Below are 19,850 nucleotides of genomic sequence, written 5' to 3'. Positions count from 1 at the left end.
GCTGATGTATAGGTTGTTTTCTTGGCACACGATATTTCAGTATAAGTAAGAATAAATATTAATTTTATTGACAGTATATTTGAATCTAGTTACAATCACGCAAAATCATCAAGGAATTATAATGAAACAAATTACCATAGTATGCGTTGGGCAACCAAATGTTGGCAAAAGCTCACTTGTGAATAAGATTTGCGGTGTGCATTTAAAGGTGGGGAATTTCACAGGTGTTACGATTGAAAAAGCAGAAGCAAGAATTGAGTATAAGGGCTATATTTTGCGGATTATTGACTTGCCCGGGACTTATGCTTTAAATGAATATTCTTTTGAGGAGCAGATAACAAAGCAGTTTTTGGAAACGCAAGAATATGATGTGATTTTAAATGTGCTAGATTCTACAAATTTGGAGCGTTGCTTGTTGCTAACTACGCAACTTATGGAATTACAAAGCAAAATGTGCCTAGCTCTCAATATGAGCGATGAGGCAAAAAAGGAGGGCATTGAGATTAATAGTGCGTTGCTTGGCGAGATTCTAGGTGTGGAATGTGTGAGTGTATCGGCGTTTTATGGGGAGAATCTAGAGACTTTGCTTGATAGGCTCATTCACATTGCTAATGAGCCTTTAGAGCCAAATAAGCGAGTGTATGCTGACTTTTTAGAAAATGAAATAGGCAAGATTGAAGATTTTTTGGAGCAAAAGCATTATGAGGATATAGAGCGACTTTTGGCACTTAATCATAGGGGAGTGAGAAGTCTAAGGGATATTGCTATTAAGCTGCTTATGCAGGATAATTTTATTGCTAAAAGTTTGCACGATAAGGGTTGCTGGGTGGAGCTTAGTGAATTTGTTAATAAATGCACGCAGCAGCTTTACAAGCAGTTTCAAAGTCAAAATGTGCAGGATATTTTTAATGATGATAGCATTAGCTTTGCAAAGGGTGCAAGTATGGAATCTAGCCGCACGAACGCTAAAAAACAGCTCTCTATCACACAAAGACTTGATGCGATTTTGCTGAATACTTATCTTGGGATTCCTATTTTTTTGTTTTTGATGTGGCTTTTGTTTCAGGTTACTTTTTATTTAGGCGAGTTTCCAAAGGTGTGGATTGAAGAGAGTATGGCGTCTTTTGGCGATTTGATTCAAGGGTATATTGCTAATGAGTTTGTAGCGTCTTTGCTATCTGGAGGGATTATTGCTGGGGTTGGGGCAGTGCTTAGCTTTCTACCTCATATTTTGATACTTTTTTGTGGGATTGTGCTACTTGAGGGTACGGGATATATGGCGAGAGTGGCGTTCTTGCTTGATGGCTTTTTTCACAAGTTTGGGCTACACGGCAAGAGTTTTATCCCACTCGTTACGGGATTTGGCTGCTCTGTCCCAGCATATATGAGCACAAGAATGCTCAAAAATCGCAATGATAGAATGCTGACACTTTTTATTATTAATTTTATGAGTTGTGGGGCAAGGCTGCCTGTTTATACATTATTTATCGGGGCGTTTTTCACTCCAAGCGTGGCGGGGAATGTGCTGTATGGAATCTATATTTTTGGGGCATTAGTAGGATTATGTATGGCTAAGATTCTAAAATTGACAGCTTTTAGGGGAGATGATGAGCCATTTGTAATGGAGATGCCAAAATATCGTTTGCCAAGTCTGCGACTGATTGCCTTTAGTGTGTGGCAAAAGGCGGTAAGCTATGTCAAAAAGGCGGGGAGCTTTATACTTCTTGCTTCTGTGATTATTTGGGTGGGGACGCAGTTTCCCCATAATGAGACCTTAGAGCAGCAGACAGATGAGACAGTGAGCGCACTAGAATCTAAGATTGTGGAATTGGAGCAGCAAAGGGGTAAAGAAGGGTGTGTGCAGGAGTGGGAGCATAGGAATGCTGATGGTAGTGCGGAATGGGGTGCTTCTGTTGTGATGTGTGAAGATGGGTATATAGATAGAAGCATAGAGTCTATACAAGATGAGATAGAAAATATTCAACATACTTATCAATCAAACAAGGTGGAACAGAGTTATTTAGGACGGATAGGGAAGTTTATAGAGCCGATTTTCACACCTATGGACTTTGACTGGAAAATCTCTGTCTCACTTGTGAATGGGCTGTTGGCAAAGGAGACGATTATCTCAAGTATGGGTGTACTGTATGTGTTAGGTGAAGATATTGATGAAAATAATGATATGCCTTTGCGTGAGATTTTACAAGAGAATATTAGCTTGCCAAGTGCTATTGCTTTTATCTTGTTTATTATGTTTTATAATCCTTGTTTTGCGGCAAGTATTGTGTTTGGCAAGGAGGCGGGTGGAAAGCGGTTTATTGCGTATTTGTTTATTTTTACAAGCGTGGTATCGTATATTTTTGCTTTTGTGGGGTATAAGATTACGCAGTTGATTGTTGGGTAAGGTGTAGATTTCAAGTTTGAATCTACTCTAAAATCCGTGCGGAAAAGGCGTATTTTCTTGACAAAAAAGCGAGGTTATATTATAATCACGCCTTTTTAACTTCGTGTCGGGGCGTAGCGCAGTCTGGTTAGCGCACTTGGTTTGGGACCAAGGGGTCGAAGGTTCGAATCCTTTCGCCCCGACCACTTCTTAAGTCTTTTTTTATTATGGTGGGTGTAGCTCAGTTGGTTAGAGCATCAGGTTGTGGCTCTGAGGGTCGTGGGTTCGATCCCCATCACCCACCCCATTTTTCTTAGTTTTTTGCGTTCGTAGCTCAATTGGATAGAGCACCAGACTTCGGATCTGGGGGTTAGGGGTTCGACTCCCTTCGGGCGTACCACTTTCTTAAAATGCTAGATTCTACTGGATTATTCTTGTTCAAATATTTGCAAAGCGAGTTTGAGTTTTTCTGGATTTACATAGACATTTTCTTGTTGAGGGTGCATTGATATATCGTGTGTTTCTCCCACCATATAAGAATATTTGCAACCCCTTGCTAGGGCTATGTATTGTGTTGATGTGTTGTGATAGTATTGTGGAAAAATTTCAAATACTTTTGTATCTTTTGTGCTAAAAAATACATTGCATAATCCTGCACCGTGCATACTGATAATATGTGTGGTAGAAGAAAAGAGTTCAAGTTTTTCTGTTAAGCTTAAGTTGTCCGGCAAAACTATTGTGTAGCCATATTGCTGAAGAATGGATTCTATTTCAGCGAGATTGTCAATGTTGCGATTAGAATCTTTGGGGCGTGTGAGAAAGATTTTTTTGTTTTTTTGAGGCACTTGGGGCAAAAGATGGTCATACATAAAATAAGAGAAAAGTGGCTGTGCAAAAGTGCAAGTGTGAGTGTGCTTTCTATATTCTACAAATTCATAATCAGCCATTAGCGTTGGGATAATGAGCTGCTTTGCTTGAATGAACATATTTGGACAAGATGGAATAATGCTTTTTGGTGGAATGCCAAGCAAGTCATACATTTGCTTTTGAAATGGGGTATTGAGCGGAAGGATATAAAAATCCGGAGTAAGATTTATAAGTTTAAGTTGATAAAATCCGGCTATGACTTCGTGTAAAAAATGCCCGTAGTTATCCCCGACTTGTCTTGAAAGTAGGGCAATGGAGGCTTGTTTCTTTTGGGGTTTAAGTGCGTCAAAATAGAATTTGAGCCATTTTTTTGTGATTTTGTAAAGGGAAAAAAGTTTTGTAAGTTTGCTCCCTTTGATATGTATAGAATCTAATGGATGTGAGCGAAGCGGTGTGTGTGAGATAAGTGATTTTTTACTCCTTGTCCAAATTATTTCATCATTTGTGTAGCAATATGCATTAGGTAAGATTCTCACTTTGCATTCAAGGGTAGTGTGGGTATATGGGCGAAAAAAATAATGAAAATTACCAAAAATGTCTGTAAAATGGGAGATTTTTTTTGTGGGTTGCGTGGAGGCAGATTTATCTAAATTAGGTTGAATAGTAGTGGAGGGGCATTGTATCGAGCTGAAATCATTTGATATATCCCCCCCCCCGCTAGATTCTAAAAGTGTTATGCCTGATTTATCTATAAAAACTTTTTGAGCAGGATAAGCTAGAATCTCTTGGCTTATTTCACCGCATTCTTTGGACTGTTGGTAGGTGGTGGTTTTGAACATATCATCTCCTTTGTTTGGGTTTGAAGAGTTTATACAAGCATTTTTTGACTTTGCGTAAGATTCTTGTATGTAATGGAAGTGGGGCAAAAGCCACTTCAAAACTTGTGGTATCAAGCTTTGTGTTTATCTGTATGTCATTTGGGTGTTTGAGTGGAAAGGCAATCTCATAGCTTGGCATTATGGCAAATTTTGATTCCCCTGTGGTGTTGGTAGCATCGTCTCTATTGAAGCCGATATTGGCAATCATATTGTTTTTTGGATATATGGAAAGCCCATTATGCTTCCACATACTATACACAAATGGATAGTCCCAAGTATCCACTTTCCCTTGTGCGTAGATTTTGAATAGTTTATGCCAGTAGTGTTTTTCTTTCACAGAGTAGAAATTATCAAGTGTGTTGAATTCAGATTCAAAGTCGCTAAATTCTAGTTGATACTTTTGCCACGCCCTAGCCCAGCTTGCCCAGCCCCAAATATGTGGATATTTGGAAAAAAAGTAGTCTTCTTGGAGTTGTGCTTTTGGGTGTAATGTTTCTACTGAAGTGTTTTTAGCAAAATCAAGCGCACTCCAGCCACTTATCATAAAAACCTTTTCTTCATCGGCATAACGCTCCAAAAGCTCATCACAGAATCTAAAAAAGCTTAGCGTTGGCAGGCAGTCATCTTCTAAAATAATCCCTTGTTTCTCTTGTTGGAAAAACCACGATATAGCCGAGCTGATTGAAAGCTTTGCGCTAAGGTGTGTGTCTCTATAAAGCTTATTGACTTGACAATCCCAGTTGATGTTGTTTTCTAAGAATTGCCTTACTTGTGTTGTGAGATGCTTCTCCTGCTCGTTTTTATAAGAGTTTGCGGCGATATATATTTTGCTTGGTTTGACACTCTTAAGCCGATTGAGAATGGGCTTAAGAGTGTCGGCGCGTTTATAGACAATGAGCAAAATCGCATTTTGACATTGGTATTCAAGCATTTATCGCACCATCAATACATTTTTTACAAATGGGATTTGAAGCGTATTGCTTGTTTTTGTGAATCTCCCGTAAATGCTGCATTTTTCTAGATTCCCAAAATGATTGCAGTGATATGGCTTGATTGTTTTGATATGCTGTAAGGATATTGCCTAGGACCATTTCTTCACCATAAAAGGTGCAGCACGGTAGAACATTACCCTCTGCTGTGATAACAAGCTGTTTGTATGGAAAAGAGCATTGAAAAGCTGGTTTTTGCTCTGTGGTTTTCGAGTTAATATCTTGCGAACTTTTTGGTGGTTTTACCATTTCTTGAGAGCCAATCATATCAACCTTATCCTCCCAAAAGTCAATAAAATCATCAAGCTGATGCTCATTAATCTCTGTGCGAACAAAATTGACACGGATAAGTGGTGTAAGACTTTTTAGCTCCTTTTTTAACTTTATGAGTTGTAAAACATTATTGACTACCTTGTGGTAGTTACTTCCGGGGCGAATGGTGTTGTAAATATCTTCAGAGTAGGCGTCAATGGATATTTGGATTCTATCAAGTCCTGCGTTGATAAGCGATTTTGCGCGTTCTTTTGTGAGAATAAGCCCATTGCTTGAAAAATAAATATCTAGCACACCGGCTTTTTTAGCATATATAATAAAGTCTTCTAAATCATTTCTTAAAAGTGGCTCGTTAAGGTAGTTGAGCTTTATTGCTTTCAGTCCCTTTGCTACACTTTCATCTATGATTTTACAAAATAAGTCAAAGGGGAATAATAGATGCTTTTTCTCGCTATTAACCTCCACGGATAATGGACACATAGGGCATCTTAGGTTACAAGTAGCGTTAAGCTCAAAGTCTATTTGTGTTGGAAAAGGAGTAATGAGCTCTAACTGTGAGGCTTGGCTGTAAATATGGCGATACTCCCGCCACTGATTGACATCTTTAAGTTTTTCAAGCAGATTTATTTTTTCTATACCAAGTATGCCTGTAAGTTCAGTTTTGTTGCGTTCGAGTTTCATTACCATACCTTCCATTTGGGATTGTTTTGCCACATTTCTTCTAGGGCTTGTTTATCTCTTAGCGTATCCATACATTTCCAGAATCCAGAATGTTTAAAGGCTACAAGATCGTTGTTTTGGGCAAGATTCATAAGGGGTTCTTGCTCAAAAATTGTAGAATCCCCTTCAATGTAGTCAAAAATTTTTGGCTCACATACGAAAAAGCCGCCATTGACCCAGCCTTTATTTTCTGATTCTTGACTATCGCCCTTTGGTTTTTCTAAAAAGCTTGTTACGCTATTATTTTCCCCAAAGCATATTGCACCATATCTTCCTTCAGGTTGTATGGCACTCATTGTGAGAGATTTTTTGTGTGAATGATGAAATGAGAGCAGTTCTTTGAGATTGATATTGCATAGTCCATCGCCGTATGTCAGCATAAAGGTTTGGTCTTGAGTATATGGCTTGGCTTGAAGAATCCTACCACCTGTCATTGTGTCTTTTCCTGTGTCAAGAAGGGTAACTTTCCAATTTTGCGATTGAGAGTTAAGGATTTCAATAGAATTGTTTGAGAGATTGATAGATATATCGCTGTTGTGGATAAAAAAGTTTGTAAAATATTCTTTTATGACATAGCCTTTGTAGCCCAGCAGAATGATAAAGTCATTAAGTCCATAATGGCTGTATATATTCATAATATGCCATAAAATAGGATAACCTCCAATTTCTACCATTGGCTTTGGGCGGATAGAGGTCTCCTCGGCAAGTCTCGTGCCTAAGCCCCCTGCTAAGATAATCACTTTCATTTATGCTCCTTGATTGTTTTGTGGTAATTGGTTAAGATATATTTCTATGCTAGAAAATATATCTTTTGCTATTGTTGGAGAGGCGTAGTTTGTAGCGTAACGGCAAATAAAAGAGATGTAGTCTTGAATCTCAAGCGAATTATCAAAATTAGTTGGATTCTCTCTAAGCCTCTCAATACCATTTTTGAGTGTTTGAAAACTATCAACATAAATGATATTTTTAGCTTTTTGTAAAAGGAGATTATTTCCACCAAATACAATACAAGGCTTGTTGTGGAATGTAGATTCTAAATGGATTGTGCCATTAATGGTTGCTACTGCTTGAGCTTTGTCAAGGAGTGTTTTTGAAGGGGTATTAAAATCAATCAAAACAACATTGGGGAGCTTTAATAATTCTTTATAAAATTCAATGGATTTCCACCATTTGAGATTATAGAGAAAATATACCATTTCTGGATTATTGAGTATGAATTGATGTGGGTGTTCCTTGATATAGAGTTTCCAGCCTTTTGGCAAGGCGTTATGAAGCATTTGGATAGCTGTGAGTTGATTTTGCAATGGCACACAAACAGAAGTTCCTCCCTCTGGCTCAAAGTGCATTGCATAGAAAATAAAGTTTTCATTTTCATTGATTCTAACTGAATGAGATTTGTAGAATCTTTTCATTTTCTTTGCGTAAAAAAGATTTGAAAGTCTATGCCAAAATGAAACAGGAAAATTTCCCGAATGTTGCTTGATATGAAAATTCATTTTACAAAGACAGACAACAAAATCCACCAAAATCTGCCCTCCAATTTTTAAGAGAAATGTATAGATGAGGCGTTTTTGTTTTTTCCATAATGTTGTGTGGTTGTTTGGTATAGCAATGTTATCTGGATCAAAAGAGTAAAAAAGATTTTCTTTGAATGATTGATTTGTGAGATTGCCACTTACAAAGGGGATGTAGGCTTGTGCGTTGTAATGCAGTATGGAAGAGGCGTAGATTAATGTGGGTGGGGCGATGAAGCAGGGAATATCTCTATACTTTGCAATATGGACTGGAATATCATAAGTTACCCCGTGTTCTATATCTGGGCATACAACAAGAGAAATATCAAATGTATCAAAAATATGATTCCACCAACAGAGAGCATTGATAAATTTATTACTTGAGAGCATTCCATCATTGAGCCATCTATGATTGACAAATTCTATTTTATATTGAATCTCTTTGTAAATTGCGAGTAGTGTATAGTCTAGGTAAGGTGTGCCATCAACATATTCTAAATCCTGCATAGAGAGAATATGTGTGATTTGCGGATGGTTTTTGTATGTTTTTTGTAAATCTCTAGCGATTGTATCAGAATCTACGATAAGCACAACAATATGATAATCACGAGACAATGCTTCGGCTAAAAAATTTAATGTATGCCCCCTATCTACAAGTATAATATTTTTCACTTATTCACTCCTAAAAAATAATGTATAAATTGTCTTTGCAAAAAGCTTGTAATTGTGAGCGGTAAGAAAGGTATAAATATCTGTGTACTTTATATTTTTTAAATCACTATCCCAACATTCTATAACTACAACTTTTGGGCGGTATTTATCCCAGTTGTTTGATTTCAGCACCTCTAAATCAAGCCCCTCAACATCAACGCTTAAAAAATCAATATGGGTCTCTTGCGGCAAATATTCATCAAGGATAGATTCTAAACTCCGCACAGGCACAGAGATTTCATCAATCAAATGGTAGAGTGGGTGATTATCATATTTTGTTTTTAAAATTGGACTAAAGCCATTAAGGGCGGGTTCATTAAAACTATAATAAATCATACTGCCCCCCCCCCCGTTAAAAGCTACGCCACATTCAATATTAATGTCCCTAGGGCGGAAACGATTAAAAAGTTTCATTGAATTGGGCATAGCATCAATGTTAAGCCCACGCCAACCGACTTTATAAAATAAATAAGTATTTGAGAATCTAAATGGGTGATGAGCACCTACATCTACATAGAAGCCACTTTTAGCATATTCAAAAAGCTCACGCAAGATTAAATCTTCACCTTGTATGGCGTAAGATTTGGTGTGAAAGCGTGTGATGTGGAGATTTCTTATATGGATGAGCCAAGCTTGAAGTTTATTTGGTAGGATTTTTTTAAGAAAGGACTTTACCATATTGTCCCCTCTTGACTGTGATGAGAATGAAGCAAAAAAGCAAAAAATAAAAGGATAGAATCCTTACTTTTACCCCCCCCCCATAAATATTTCCGTTAAAGTGCTTCGTGGAAATACTTGAATAGCTGAGTTGGAAGAAAGATTATAAATTGAGATATTTTTAAATATATGCTGAATAGTGTGATATGAGTGTAAGATTTCAGCATCCACACTTAAAATATTTGGAAGACTAATTTTTGCAAAGTTGGATTCAGTTTGCTGCTCTTCATAAAAATGCTTATAATCTATGTATAGCCTATTGCACGAGTCTACAAAGTAGCCTTTGAACCAGTCGTGGTCGCAACCAAGCAAATAAATCTTTTTATAACCCATTGCAATACAGCAAATAATAGATGGAATAAGGACATTGCAGTATGAAGGCAGGGCAATGGCTTTTGAAAATAAGAGGCGAGAGATAAAATCAAAGCCTCTAAACTTTGCTATACCAAAGGTTTGTAGCGTGATAAGAGGATTTTTAATATGGATTTTATCCTTCCAAATGTTTGGCACAAGTAGCTCAATAGGATAGGATAATTGCTCAAATGAGTAATATAGCTCTTGCACCTCTTTGCTAACACGCTCATAGTCGCTTTGTGCCATTATGTTGTAAGTATCGCCGACAAAATATACAGAATCTAAGAGAATATGATATTTTGGACGAATATCTCTATGAATATTTTGAGTAACAGAATGATTCATCATAAGTGTATGACATTGTGAAAGTTCTGTGGTATATGGTGCAATATCATCTTTGAGGCTTGGACCATTGGCAAGAATAAATATGGCATTATTTTGCGGAGAAGCTAATGATGTAACAGAGGAGCTAAAAGCTTTGTTTCTAAAAAACGCTTGTAAAAAATAAACGCTATATAAAATATCTAAACAAAGGGGTTTAAGCCGCATAAACACCCCTCTGAGAGGGATAAGGGACTAGAACAAAACGAGTAGGGAGAATATTCTCCTTATCAACTGCCCCCCCCCCCGTTAAAAATAGAGAATAATGTGTCTCTAGGAAATGCATCGATCATTGATATAGATGAAAGATTGGAAATTTGTGGAAAATTTTTGCCCAACATATCATAGGCTTTGAATGCTGCTGTAATACACTCCATATGAAATGACAATGGGTATGGGGAGTAACATTTTTGCACATCATCGTGATAGTAGTGTGTATCAAGAGAATATGTGCGATTATCTGAATCTACGCCAAGCTGTGTGTGCCAATTACTATCTGCACCTAAGAGATAAATGTGCTCATATCCCATTGTTACCGCACAGGATAGTGAAGCAATAAGCACATTGATCCCACTTGGAATGGCAAAGTTGCGTTTATAAAGCCAATTTTGAAGGCGGAAAAAAGTGTAAAGCTCCACTGCATTAAATGTTGCGATATGAATATGTGGATTTGAAAGTGCAATTCCCTTGCTTGTGCGTTTTTTGTAGAAATTGTAAGGAGCGAGAATCGTCATATCCCAATCAACTTCTTTTAAACTTCTATCTAACTCTTGCACACAAGCAGTAATTAATTTATCTTCGGTGTCTTCTTCATCGGTATAAAATCCCCAATATGCAGGATCCATCAGCACATAATAGCGTGGCTTAATTTCCAAAGCGAGAGAATGTGTGATGGCTTGATTAACCATCATTACATCTTCATTTTTTAGTTGTTTTATATGCGGTATAACATCATCCTTGAGACTTGGACCATTGCCAAGCACAAAAACTCTCTTGCGTGTGGAATGAAGCTTTCTAATAGATGGGATAAGTGTGCCATTTCTAAGAAATGCTTGAATATACCATAAAAAAGATGTGCTTTTAATGGTGCGTAACTTCAAGTTGCGTTTAAAGCTCATCACAGCCCCCAGCCATCATCAACAACTAGAATCTGCCCATTGATATATTCACTTGCATCACTGAGTAGGAACACAAGTGTCCCACTTAAATCCTGTGGGTCAAGCATACCTTTGCTTGTGCAATGCCCTTTGTAACGCTCTAAAAAGCTTTGCGGCTGATTATCCAAGATTCCACCTGGGGCAATGGCATTAGCGCGGATTCCGGTGTTGGCAAGGTATTTTGCCATATAGCGTGTCATATGGCATACTCCCGCCTTGATAATGCTATATTCCACAGGGCTATCCATTTGTGTGCCAATGTAGGTATCAAACTTTGGAGCATACACACCTTGAATACTACTCATTGAGATAATATTCCCATAACCTTGCTGTTTAAAATACTTCGCAAATTGCTGTGAAGTCAGCAGATACCCACCCATCTGCATATTCATATTCGCACAAAAATCATCATACTCCACTTCAAAAAAATTCTTTTTCCCCCACATTGCTGTGCGTGGATAGGCATTATTGACTAACGCATCAATTTTACCAAAGTGGGAATGCAGTGTCGTTATAGCAGATTCTAAACTTGCCTTTGAAGTAATATCAAGCTCAATGCAGAAAATAGAATCTACATTCAAATACTCATCTTTAAGGTTTTGGTAAATAGTATTTTTAGCAGCTTCAGCAGCAGCAAGATCAATATCTGCGATAATGCCAATGCCTCCGTGGCGGATAATTGCTTCTATAAAGCCCCTACCGATAAGCCCAGCTCCGCCTGTTACAACCACCACTTTATCTTTTAAAATCATATTGGTCCTTAAGAATAGTTTAATTGTAAGATGAAAATATTATAAAAAGAGTGGAATTATAAGTAAGAATATCTAATAAAAATCTTAAAGTATGCCCAAACTCCATTCCCAAGCAGTTTAATTAGAATCTTCAAGCTATAAGATTCTAAAAATGACTTGCAAATTCTCATATTCTCACAATATGTTTTTTCCAAATGCCCTTGTAGAAAAGTAAGCCAAAAAGTCCCGCACGCAGGTATGTCTCGCAACAAATAATGGCAAAAATCCACACCACATTGATTTGAAAATACACGCATAGCCACATCGGCAAGATTCTAAGAATCCAAATGCTCCCCGTATTCACCCAAAGCGAAAGCTTCGTAGCCCCGCTCCCACGCAACGCCCCATCAAGCACAAAGATACAAATAAGCGGCACTTGAGAAAATCCAACCGCCACAAGATAGGCATAAGAATAATCCACCACAGCAGATTCTGTGCTAAAGAGCGATGAAAGCTCCACCCCAAACACACAAAGCAAAAGCCCCAAAATCCCCATAGTAACGCTAGAGATAAGCAAAATTGTGCGGATAAAATCCTGTGCTATATCCAGTCGCTTTGCCCCTAGCATTTGCCCCACTAACGCCATTGTCGCCACTTGAAAGCCAAAGCCGGGCATAAGGATAAAGCTCTCCACCCTTGAGCCAATTTGGAATCCCGCAATCACTTCTAGCCCATAATCTGTCATAAACTTTGTGATAAGCACGAGTGAAAAGATGGTCAAAGTGCGTTCAATCCCTGAAGGCACTCCAAGCTTTAAGCCAAAAAATAACATTTTGACTTCAAAGCTAAGATTCAAGCGTAGATGTTTATGCACTCCACAGAGAATCCAAAGCAACACAAAACATTCGAGATAGGTGATTGTCATATTTGCAATACCCGCTCCCATAATGCCAAGCGATGGTATATGTAAAGATTCTAGACCAAAAATTAATATATAATTAAGAGCGATATTTAAGCTTGTGGCGATGATTTTAATATAAAACACACTTTTTGTATCGCCAACTCCAGCTAGGGCGGAGATAAAGATTGTCTTAAGTAAAAAAGCAGGGATACCATAAAAAATAAAGCTAAGATAGAGCATTCCTAGCGTTTTTGTCTCCCCACCCACATTCATCCAGTCAAAATAAAATTCATTACTCAAATCGGCAAGAAAGTAAATAGGGATAGAAAAGAGAATCGCCCCAAAACTCATTGTGCTTAGAATCTTGCTGAGTTTTGTGTAGTTTCTTTCTCCAAAGGCACGAGAGATTTGTGCGTTTGTGCCGACATAAAAAATGGTTGTGAGTGCGAATAAAAACATCCAGCAGCTCATACTTAGCCCCAAAGCCACGATATTGTGCTTTGTAATCTCTGCGTTATTTGAGATATGAGCGATAAAATACATCGCTATACTGATATTGGCAATATCAAGCAAAGAGTTCCCACCAGAGGGCAGAGCGATTTTTAGAATCTTACAAGTGCGTTGTTTAAAGCTATAAGTCATAGGTATTTCTTATGGGGTTAGATTCTACTTTGGGCTTGTATTGTGCGATAAGCTGAATGATATGTCTATATGCGGATTCTGCCCTTGTGTTTTCATAAATGTGAGAATGTAAAATCTCAAAGTGATTATGTGGGCTAAAAACCTGCTCCAACTCCCCCATATACAAGGCTTTATCGTGCTTTATAGAGCTAGAATCTATGTCAATAAAAGTTTCAAAAAGCACAATGCCATTTGGATTAAGTGCGTTTATTATAGGCATAAATTGCCTTCTATCAAGGAAGAAACTATTTAAAATCACATCATATTTTTGCGTTATGCTAAAGGTATCTAAATCAGCACAGATAGGCGTGATATGTGGAATATGTGAGAGGTTTTCTAGGGCGATTTGAGATATATCTACACTCTCTACGCAAAATCCAAGAGATGCTAGAATCTTGCTGTGGCGTCCATTCCCACACGCAATATCGAGGGCTTTTAATCTTGTATTGTGGGGGTGTTTTTTTGAAACTAGATTCTTTGAATCTGCCTTGATAGAAAAAACATCTTTTAGCACACCACAAGCTTCTATCACAAACGCACTAGACTCACTTGGCATAAAGCCTTGCTTGTAGCGTTCATTCCACTTTATCGCATCTTCAAGCATTGTCGCAATAGAATCTTCAATTTACACAAGCGGAGGGAATTTGAGCTTTGCCCCGCCAAGTATATGTAAATGCAAATGAGGCACTTCCTGTCCGCCATCAATGCCGATATTTGTAATGATTCTATATCCACTCTTATCAAGCCCCACTTTTTTCACAACCTCTTGTGCAAAGCCACAAAGCTCCCCTAATAGCTTAGAATCCGCACAATCAAAGTCCTTTATGCAAACTTTTGGAATAGCTAAAATATGCACCGGGGCTTTTGGAGCAATATCATAAAAGGCTAAAAACTTCTCATTTTCAAGCACTTTTTTGCTTGGAAGCTCCCCACTTACAATCTTTTCAAAAATCGTTTTTTCCGCCATTTTTTCTCCTTTTTGCTAAAAAGTAGGGATTTACTCCCTTAAGATTCACAATGCCCCACAAGATAAAATTTTGTAGCAAATCTCAAAAATCCGCAGAATTATAGCTTTTAAATCTCAATAATAATCTATTAATGTGCTACAATGTCGGTTTTTTATTTTGACATAAACGCATACAAAGGATAGGCATTGGAAGCACAAATGGAGCAAATCATCGCAAAAATTTCAACATTACAAACCTTGCAGGAGGTGGAGAATCTCCGCGTTGAGATTATGGGTAAAAAGGGCATTTTAACACAGCAATTTGCTGAACTCAAAAATCTCCCTGATGAGCAGAAAAAGATTCAAGCCAAGATTCTAAACACCTTTAAGCAGGAGTTTGAATCTAAGCTTACAGAAAAAAAGGAAAGCTTATTTGTAGCTCAAATGAATGAAAATCTCGCCAAAGAAGCCATTGATGCAAGTCTTTTTAGTGCCTTACGTCCTAAGAGTAGCGGACACCCTATTTATCAAACAATGGATAGGATTATTGATTTTTTTGTAAATATGAATTTTTCTATTGAAAGTGGTCCGCTTGTGGAAGATGATTTTCATAACTTTGAAGCACTTAATCTCCCTAAATTCCACCCTGCACGAGATATGCAAGATACCTTTTATTTTAAAGATTCTATGTTGCTTCGCACACATACTTCGCCTGTGCAGATTCGCACGATGGAAAAAGGCTCATTGCCTATCCGTATGATAGCACCGGGCAGTGTGTTTAGGCGGGATTATGACTTGACGCATTCGCCGATGTTTCATCAAGTGGAAGGCTTAGTGGTGGATAAAAAAGATAGCATTAGCTTTTCGCATTTGAAGTATATTTTGGAGGATTTTTTACACTTTATGTTTGGTGATGTAAAAATCCGCTTTCGATCTAGCTTTTTCCCTTTTACAGAGCCGAGTGCGGAGGTAGATATAAGCTGTGTGTTTTGTAAAGGCGAGGGTTGTAGGGTTTGCTCTCACACAGGGTGGCTTGAAGTGCTAGGCTGCGGGATTGTAAATAATAAAGTCTTTGAATCTGTGGGCTATAAAGATGTGAGTGGATATGCCTTTGGGCTTGGAGTGGAGCGGTTTGCTATGCTTATTCATTGTGTGAATGATTTGCGTAGTTTTTTTGAGACAGATTTACGAGTATTGGAGCAGTTTTAATGATTTTTACAAAATATTTGTTATCGCAATTTGTGGATATTTCTCATCTTGATATAAATGAAGTTTGTGTAAGGCTAAGTAGCATTGGCTTAGAAGTAGAATCTGCGTATGCGTTGAGTGTGCCAAAAAAGGTTGTTGTAGGCAAGATTCTCTCTTATGAGCCACACCCAGATGCGAGTAAGCTTAATGTATGTAAGGTTAGCATTGGCACACAGGAGCTTCAAATCGTATGTGGGGCAAGTAATGTTAAGGCTGAATCTTATGTTGCTGTGGCATTGCAAGGTGCGGTTATCCCAAATGGTAAGAATGGCGAAATGCTTATTCAAAAAACGATTTTGCGTGGTGTTGAATCTTGTGGAATGCTATGCTCTAGCACGGAGCTGGGACTGCCAAAAATTAATGAAGGCATAATGATTTTAGATGAGAGTGCGGGGAGATTAGATTTAGGCAAGGAGCTAAGTGAGCTTCCGATATTTGATGACTATGTGATTGAAGTGGGTATCACGCCTAATCGTGGGGATTGTCTCAGTGTGCTAGGCATTGCAAGGGAGCTTGCCACTTGCTATGAGTTGCGTTTAAAGCGTGAAATTGATATGGATAATGTCATCACACTTGGGCTTGGGCGGGTGCTGCAGATTCTTACTGATGAAAAGATTAACGCACATTTGCTTTATCGCGTGGTGGAGATTAAACAGGCTTATTTACCGCTAGATATTGCTTTAGCTCTAGCAAGGAATGAGACTTTGAGTGAAGATATTGTGTGTAATTTTTTAGAATTTGGCACTTATATGACAGGCGTGATTTTAAATGCCTATAAGCTTAGAGAGTGTGAAAGTAAGGATATTGTGCTTGATAATGGCTTAGCAGCACAGCTTAGGATTAAAAAAGATGAAAATGGCTTGGAGGCGGTATTTGCTAATGAAAAGCTATCAGTCATTGGTGTGTCTTATGGGGAGCGACATTTTGGGATTCGTTCAGAAATTCTTATCATTGAAGCAAGTTATGTGAATCCAAACTCACTTGCAAAAGCCTTGTATGATAATGCTATAAAAGGCGACACACAGCTTACCTATCGCACAACGCGTGGGAGTAATCCAGATTTAGAGCAGGGGATTGAATTTTTATGTAAAAAGATGGTTAGCACTTCAGATGTGTTGGTGTATTCTGGCTCACACAATATCGCTCAAAGCACAGATGAAGTTAGTATTAAAACAACCTTTGGTGCGATTAATCAGCTTATCGGCACAGAGCTTGAAAAAGAAGAAATTGCGATGATTTTAAAGCGGCTTGATTTTAAGCTTGATGCGACTTGTGATGAAAACTTTTTTATGATTTCTGTGCCACCTTATCGCCACGATATACATAGGATTCAAGATGTGGCAGAGGAAGTAATGAGAATCTACGGTATTGATAATATCCCTTCAACGCCCTTGTATTGCTTGCAAACGCATAATGCTAATAGCACTTATTTTGCGTATAAATATACGCGGGATTTGGCACATAGGCTCATTGCTAATGGCTTTGTGGAATGTATCCATTATGTGTTTGCTTCATCACAGAGATTGCAAGAGCTGGGGTTTGTGCGATTGGAAGAAAATTTAGAGCTGTTAAATCCTATTACAAACGACCTTGACACACTCCGCACAAGCCTTTTGCCTTCACTCTTAGATTCTATAAAACGCAATGAAAATTTTGGATTTAAAAATATTGCTTTATTTGAGATTGGTAGTGTATATGATTGCAAACGCAATGAATCTGGCAAACTCGCCTTTGTCGCAAGTGGCTATAAGGAAGATGAGTGCTATCCACACACTAAGCCTAACAAATGGGATTTTTTCTCTTTTGCTGAAGTGTGTCAGCGATGTTTGGGGGAGGTTGGCTTAAAAAATATCCGTGATGAATCTAACAAAGATGAGCTATTATCACGCTTTGGCTTTATGAGCGAAAAGATTTTACATCCTTATCAAAGTGCGTTTGTGTATGTTAAAGGTAAGCCCATTGGTATCATCGCAAAGATTCATCCGCAGATAGATTCTGATATTTTTATATGTGAAGTGGAGCTTCAATCTAGTGATTTTGCCATCACTCAAGCACAAGAATTTTCAAAATACCAAAAATCTGTGCGTGATTTGACTATTCTTATAGACAGGGAGATTCCTTTCTATCGTGTAAGGGAGAGCATTATTAGAGCGGAGCTTGAATTTTTACAAAATGTGTATCCCATTGATGTGTATTTTGATGAGAGTTTGGAAAATAAAATGGCTTTAAGTATAAGAATGGTGCTGCAATCAAATGATGGGACACTCAAAGACACGCAGTTAAATGAAGTGGTGGATAATATTTTGGCACTTTTGCAAGATAGATTTCAAGCAACACTTCGCTCATAAATGGTGTTTATGGAGTGGCATTCATAAAATAGCATTTGGGCTTTTTATTTAGAATCTAAGTTTTAAGGAGAATATATGCAAAGACAAGTTGTCATCACACAAGAAGATGTCCCATTGCTGCAAAAGATGTCCCACACGCTAGGTTTTTTATGTGCGGATATGGTGCAAAAGGCAAATAGTGGGCATCCGGGCGCACCTATGGGACTAGCTGATATAGCAAGTGTGCTTAGCTTCCATCTTAATCTTTCGCCTAAAAATCCCGCGTGGCTTAATCGCGATAGGCTTATTTTTAGTGGCGGACACGCAAGTACATTAGTATATTCGTTGCTGCATTTATGGGGCTTTGATGTGAGTATGCAGGATTTACAATCTTTCCGTCAGTTTGGGTCAAAAACGCCCGGACACCCAGAGTTTAAGCACACGCAAGGTGTAGAGATAACCACAGGTCCATTAGGGCAGGGCATAGCAAACGCTGTGGGTAAGGCAATGGCGAGTAAATATGCGACTAATCTTTTTGGACGCGAGATTTTCTCACATTTTGTGTATTGTTTATGCGGTGATGGGGATTTGCAGGAGGGTATTAGCTATGAATCTGCTTCACTAGCCGGACATCATAAGCTTTCAAATCTCATTGTGATTTATGATAGTAACAATATTACGATTGAAGGAGACACGCATATTGCGATGAGTGAGAATATAAGAGGGCGGTTTGAAGCACAGGGCTGGGAAGTGTTAGAGTGCGATGGGCATAATTTTTTGCAGATTCATAACACTTTAGAATCTGCAAAAAGCTCTTCAAAACCAAGCTTAATTATCGCTAAAACGATTATTGCCAAAAATGCTCTAAGTTTAGAGGGTAGCCATAAAGCTCACGGTGCACCTTTGGGCGAAGAGATCATAGCAAAAGCAAAGCAAAAGCTAGGATTCCCTTTAGAATCTTTTCATATTCCTTGCGATGTGGCTTTTGCTTTTGGAATGATGAAAGAGCGTGGGGAGCTTTTAGAATTACAATGGCAAAAGCAGGTGGATAATCTCCCGCAAATTGCTAGAGAGCGATTTGAAGCTATGGTAAAAATGGATATATCAAATATTTCTTATCCGCAATTTGAAGTGGGGCAGAGTGTGGCTACTCGCGTGAGTAATGGCAAGATTCTTAATGCTATTTCTGCTGGGGTGGAGGGCTTTATTGGGGGGAGTGCTGATTTAGCCCCATCAAATAACACAACGCTTGAAAATGAAGGCGATTTTCCACAGGGTAAAAATTGGCATTTTGGTATTAGAGAACACGCTATGGGGGCGATTTGCAATGGTGTAGCAAACTATGGCTTATTTTTGCCATTTTGTGCTACTTTTTTTGTATTTAGCGACTATATGAGCCCAAGTGTGCGTGTGGCAAGCCTTATGAAAGCAAGGGTGTATTACATTTGGACACACGATTCTATCGGTGTGGGCGAAGATGGAGCGACACATCAACCCATAGAGCAGTTAAGTCATTTTAGAGCAATGCCAAATCTGCTTGTATTCCGCCCAGCTGACGCGAATGAAAATGTGGCGTGTTGGCAAGTGGCATTAGATTCTAATCTGCCTTGTGCCTTTGTGCTAAGTCGGCAGAATCTCCCTGTGCTTATGCCTTATAATGCGGATTTGAAAGAAAAAGTGAAAAAGGGGGCATATATTTTACAAGAGTGTGAAAATGCGGATATTACGCTTATGGCAAGTGGGAGTGAAGTGAGTTTGGCCATCAATGCAGGTAAAGCGTTAGAACAAGCAGGAATCAAAGCAAGGGTAGTGAGTGTGCCTTGCTTTGATTTATTGCTAGAGCAGTCAAAAAGCTATGTGAAAGAGCTATGTGGGGAGAGTAAGATTCTAGCCATTGAAGCTTCAAGGGGGCTAGAGTGGTATTATGTAGCAGATGAAGTGATAAGTATGAAAGGCTTTGGGGCTTCAGGCAAGGGGGAAATGCTTTTGAATCATTTTGGATTCAGTGTAGAAAATATTCTTAAAGTTGCTGAAACGCTGTGTAAAAAATAAGCCCATAAAGGAACTTTGCA

Annotated in this window: 16 protein-coding genes and 3 tRNA genes; 7 read left to right on the top strand and 12 right to left on the bottom strand. The window is 38.4% G+C overall.

Features of this window, described 5'->3' with window-relative positions; translation table 11 throughout:
* Positions 1–121 precede the first annotated feature (121 nt).
* The 4 genes from feoB (at position 122) to HCCG_RS07320 (ending at position 2,783) form a co-directional block, all read left to right on the top strand.
* Positions 122–2,404, top strand: a complete 2,283-nt coding sequence (gene feoB, locus HCCG_RS07335) for a ferrous iron transport protein B (RefSeq protein WP_002956842.1) — start codon at positions 122–124, stop codon at positions 2,402–2,404.
* 107 nt (positions 2,405–2,511) lie between these two features.
* Positions 2,512–2,589: transfer RNA gene (locus HCCG_RS07330), tRNA-Pro, on the top strand.
* Between the two features lie 24 nt (positions 2,590–2,613).
* Positions 2,614–2,690: transfer RNA gene (locus tag HCCG_RS07325), tRNA-His, on the top strand.
* Positions 2,691–2,706: 16 nt separating this feature from the next.
* Positions 2,707–2,783, top strand: a tRNA-Arg gene (locus tag HCCG_RS07320).
* Between the two features lie 28 nt (positions 2,784–2,811).
* On the opposite strand, the gene HCCG_RS07315 is transcribed toward HCCG_RS07320, so the two are convergent.
* The 12 genes from HCCG_RS07315 to HCCG_RS07260 form a co-directional block, all read right to left on the bottom strand.
* Entirely contained in the window at positions 2,812–4,089 is a 1,278-nt protein-coding gene (locus tag HCCG_RS07315) for a glycosyltransferase family 61 protein (protein WP_002956841.1), read from the bottom strand.
* A gap of 1 nt (position 4,090) precedes the next feature.
* Positions 4,091–5,059 (bottom strand): hypothetical protein, encoded by a 969-nt coding sequence (locus HCCG_RS07310; RefSeq protein WP_002956840.1) that lies wholly within the window; start codon positions 5,057–5,059, stop codon positions 4,091–4,093.
* Positions 5,052–6,071, bottom strand: a complete 1,020-nt coding sequence (locus tag HCCG_RS07305) for a radical SAM/SPASM domain-containing protein (RefSeq protein WP_002956839.1) — start codon at positions 6,069–6,071, stop codon at positions 5,052–5,054. Before HCCG_RS07305 ends, HCCG_RS07310 begins: the two co-directional genes overlap by 8 nt.
* The gene (gene rfbF / locus HCCG_RS07300) at positions 6,071–6,856 is read right to left on the bottom strand and encodes a glucose-1-phosphate cytidylyltransferase (RefSeq protein ID WP_002956838.1); all 786 of its coding nucleotides are present in this window, start codon (positions 6,854–6,856) and stop codon (positions 6,071–6,073) included. Before rfbF ends, HCCG_RS07305 begins: the two co-directional genes overlap by 1 nt.
* Positions 6,857–8,296, bottom strand: coding sequence for a capsular polysaccharide export protein, LipB/KpsS family (locus HCCG_RS07295; RefSeq protein WP_002956837.1), 1,440 nt, complete (start codon positions 8,294–8,296; stop codon positions 6,857–6,859).
* Complete coding sequence (locus HCCG_RS07290; RefSeq protein WP_002956836.1) at positions 8,297–9,013, bottom strand: FkbM family methyltransferase; 717 nt, start codon at positions 9,011–9,013, stop codon at positions 8,297–8,299.
* Positions 9,014–9,082: 69 nt separating this feature from the next.
* Complete coding sequence (locus HCCG_RS07285; RefSeq protein WP_034548265.1) at positions 9,083–9,955, bottom strand: hypothetical protein; 873 nt, start codon at positions 9,953–9,955, stop codon at positions 9,083–9,085.
* A gap of 62 nt (positions 9,956–10,017) precedes the next feature.
* Positions 10,018–10,905: a motility associated factor glycosyltransferase family protein gene (locus HCCG_RS07280; RefSeq protein WP_015453527.1), complete on the bottom strand. Its 888-nt coding sequence runs from the start codon at positions 10,903–10,905 to the stop codon at positions 10,018–10,020.
* A complete protein-coding gene (locus HCCG_RS07275; RefSeq protein ID WP_002956833.1) occupies positions 10,905–11,696 on the bottom strand; it encodes an oxidoreductase in 792 nt (263 codons plus the stop codon). Before HCCG_RS07275 ends, HCCG_RS07280 begins: the two co-directional genes overlap by 1 nt.
* A 166-nt stretch (positions 11,697–11,862) precedes the next feature.
* On the bottom strand, positions 11,863–13,218 hold the full coding sequence (locus HCCG_RS07270; RefSeq protein ID WP_002956832.1) for an MATE family efflux transporter: 1,356 nt from the start codon (positions 13,216–13,218) through the stop codon (positions 11,863–11,865).
* Complete coding sequence (locus HCCG_RS07265; protein WP_014666639.1) at positions 13,208–13,861, bottom strand: class I SAM-dependent methyltransferase; 654 nt, start codon at positions 13,859–13,861, stop codon at positions 13,208–13,210. Before HCCG_RS07265 ends, HCCG_RS07270 begins: the two co-directional genes overlap by 11 nt.
* Positions 13,862–13,882: 21 nt before the next feature.
* Positions 13,883–14,224, bottom strand: coding sequence for a histidine triad nucleotide-binding protein (locus HCCG_RS07260; protein WP_002956830.1), 342 nt, complete (start codon positions 14,222–14,224; stop codon positions 13,883–13,885).
* 198 nt (positions 14,225–14,422) lie between these two features.
* Here HCCG_RS07260 and pheS point away from each other — a divergent pair, with 198 nt between their 5' ends.
* The 3 genes from pheS (at position 14,423) to tkt (ending at position 19,830) form a co-directional block, all read left to right on the top strand.
* Complete coding sequence (pheS, locus tag HCCG_RS07255) at positions 14,423–15,412, top strand: phenylalanine--tRNA ligase subunit alpha (RefSeq protein ID WP_002956829.1); 990 nt, start codon at positions 14,423–14,425, stop codon at positions 15,410–15,412.
* Positions 15,412–17,799, top strand: a complete 2,388-nt coding sequence (pheT, locus tag HCCG_RS07250) for a phenylalanine--tRNA ligase subunit beta (protein ID WP_002956828.1) — start codon at positions 15,412–15,414, stop codon at positions 17,797–17,799. Before pheS ends, pheT begins: the two co-directional genes overlap by 1 nt.
* Positions 17,800–17,874: 75 nt before the next feature.
* Positions 17,875–19,830 (top strand): transketolase, encoded by a 1,956-nt coding sequence (tkt, locus tag HCCG_RS07245; RefSeq protein WP_002956827.1) that lies wholly within the window; start codon positions 17,875–17,877, stop codon positions 19,828–19,830.
* The last annotated feature ends 20 nt before the right edge of the window (positions 19,831–19,850 follow it).

The organism is Helicobacter cinaedi CCUG 18818 = ATCC BAA-847 (assembly GCF_000155475.1).
Taxonomy (GTDB): domain Bacteria; phylum Campylobacterota; class Campylobacteria; order Campylobacterales; family Helicobacteraceae; genus Helicobacter_C; species Helicobacter_C cinaedi.
Note: the sequence above shows the minus strand (reverse complement) of the source record. Positions and strands in the feature narration are given on the sequence as shown.

Excerpts from the sequence above, each read along its gene's own strand:
- feoB (WP_002956842.1), top strand. The coding sequence starts at position 122 with ATGAAACAAATTACCATAGTATGCGTTGGGCAACCAAATGTTGGCAAA.
- HCCG_RS07315 (WP_002956841.1), bottom strand. The coding sequence starts at position 4,089 with ATGTTCAAAACCACCACCTACCAACAGTCCAAAGAATGCGGTGAAATA.
- HCCG_RS07310 (WP_002956840.1), bottom strand. The coding sequence starts at position 5,059 with ATGCTTGAATACCAATGTCAAAATGCGATTTTGCTCATTGTCTATAAA.
- HCCG_RS07305 (WP_002956839.1), bottom strand. The coding sequence starts at position 6,071 with ATGAAACTCGAACGCAACAAAACTGAACTTACAGGCATACTTGGTATA.
- rfbF (WP_002956838.1), bottom strand. The coding sequence starts at position 6,856 with ATGAAAGTGATTATCTTAGCAGGGGGCTTAGGCACGAGACTTGCCGAG.
- HCCG_RS07290 (WP_002956836.1), bottom strand. The coding sequence starts at position 9,013 with ATGGTAAAGTCCTTTCTTAAAAAAATCCTACCAAATAAACTTCAAGCT.
- HCCG_RS07285 (WP_034548265.1), bottom strand. The coding sequence starts at position 9,955 with ATGCGGCTTAAACCCCTTTGTTTAGATATTTTATATAGCGTTTATTTT.
- HCCG_RS07280 (WP_015453527.1), bottom strand. The coding sequence starts at position 10,905 with ATGAGCTTTAAACGCAACTTGAAGTTACGCACCATTAAAAGCACATCT.
- HCCG_RS07275 (WP_002956833.1), bottom strand. The coding sequence starts at position 11,696 with ATGATTTTAAAAGATAAAGTGGTGGTTGTAACAGGCGGAGCTGGGCTT.
- HCCG_RS07270 (WP_002956832.1), bottom strand. The coding sequence starts at position 13,218 with ATGACTTATAGCTTTAAACAACGCACTTGTAAGATTCTAAAAATCGCT.
- HCCG_RS07265 (WP_014666639.1), bottom strand. The coding sequence starts at position 13,861 with ATGCTTGAAGATGCGATAAAGTGGAATGAACGCTACAAGCAAGGCTTT.
- HCCG_RS07260 (WP_002956830.1), bottom strand. The coding sequence starts at position 14,224 with ATGGCGGAAAAAACGATTTTTGAAAAGATTGTAAGTGGGGAGCTTCCA.
- pheS (WP_002956829.1), top strand. The coding sequence starts at position 14,423 with ATGGAGCAAATCATCGCAAAAATTTCAACATTACAAACCTTGCAGGAG.
- pheT (WP_002956828.1), top strand. The coding sequence starts at position 15,412 with ATGATTTTTACAAAATATTTGTTATCGCAATTTGTGGATATTTCTCAT.
- tkt (WP_002956827.1), top strand. The coding sequence starts at position 17,875 with ATGCAAAGACAAGTTGTCATCACACAAGAAGATGTCCCATTGCTGCAA.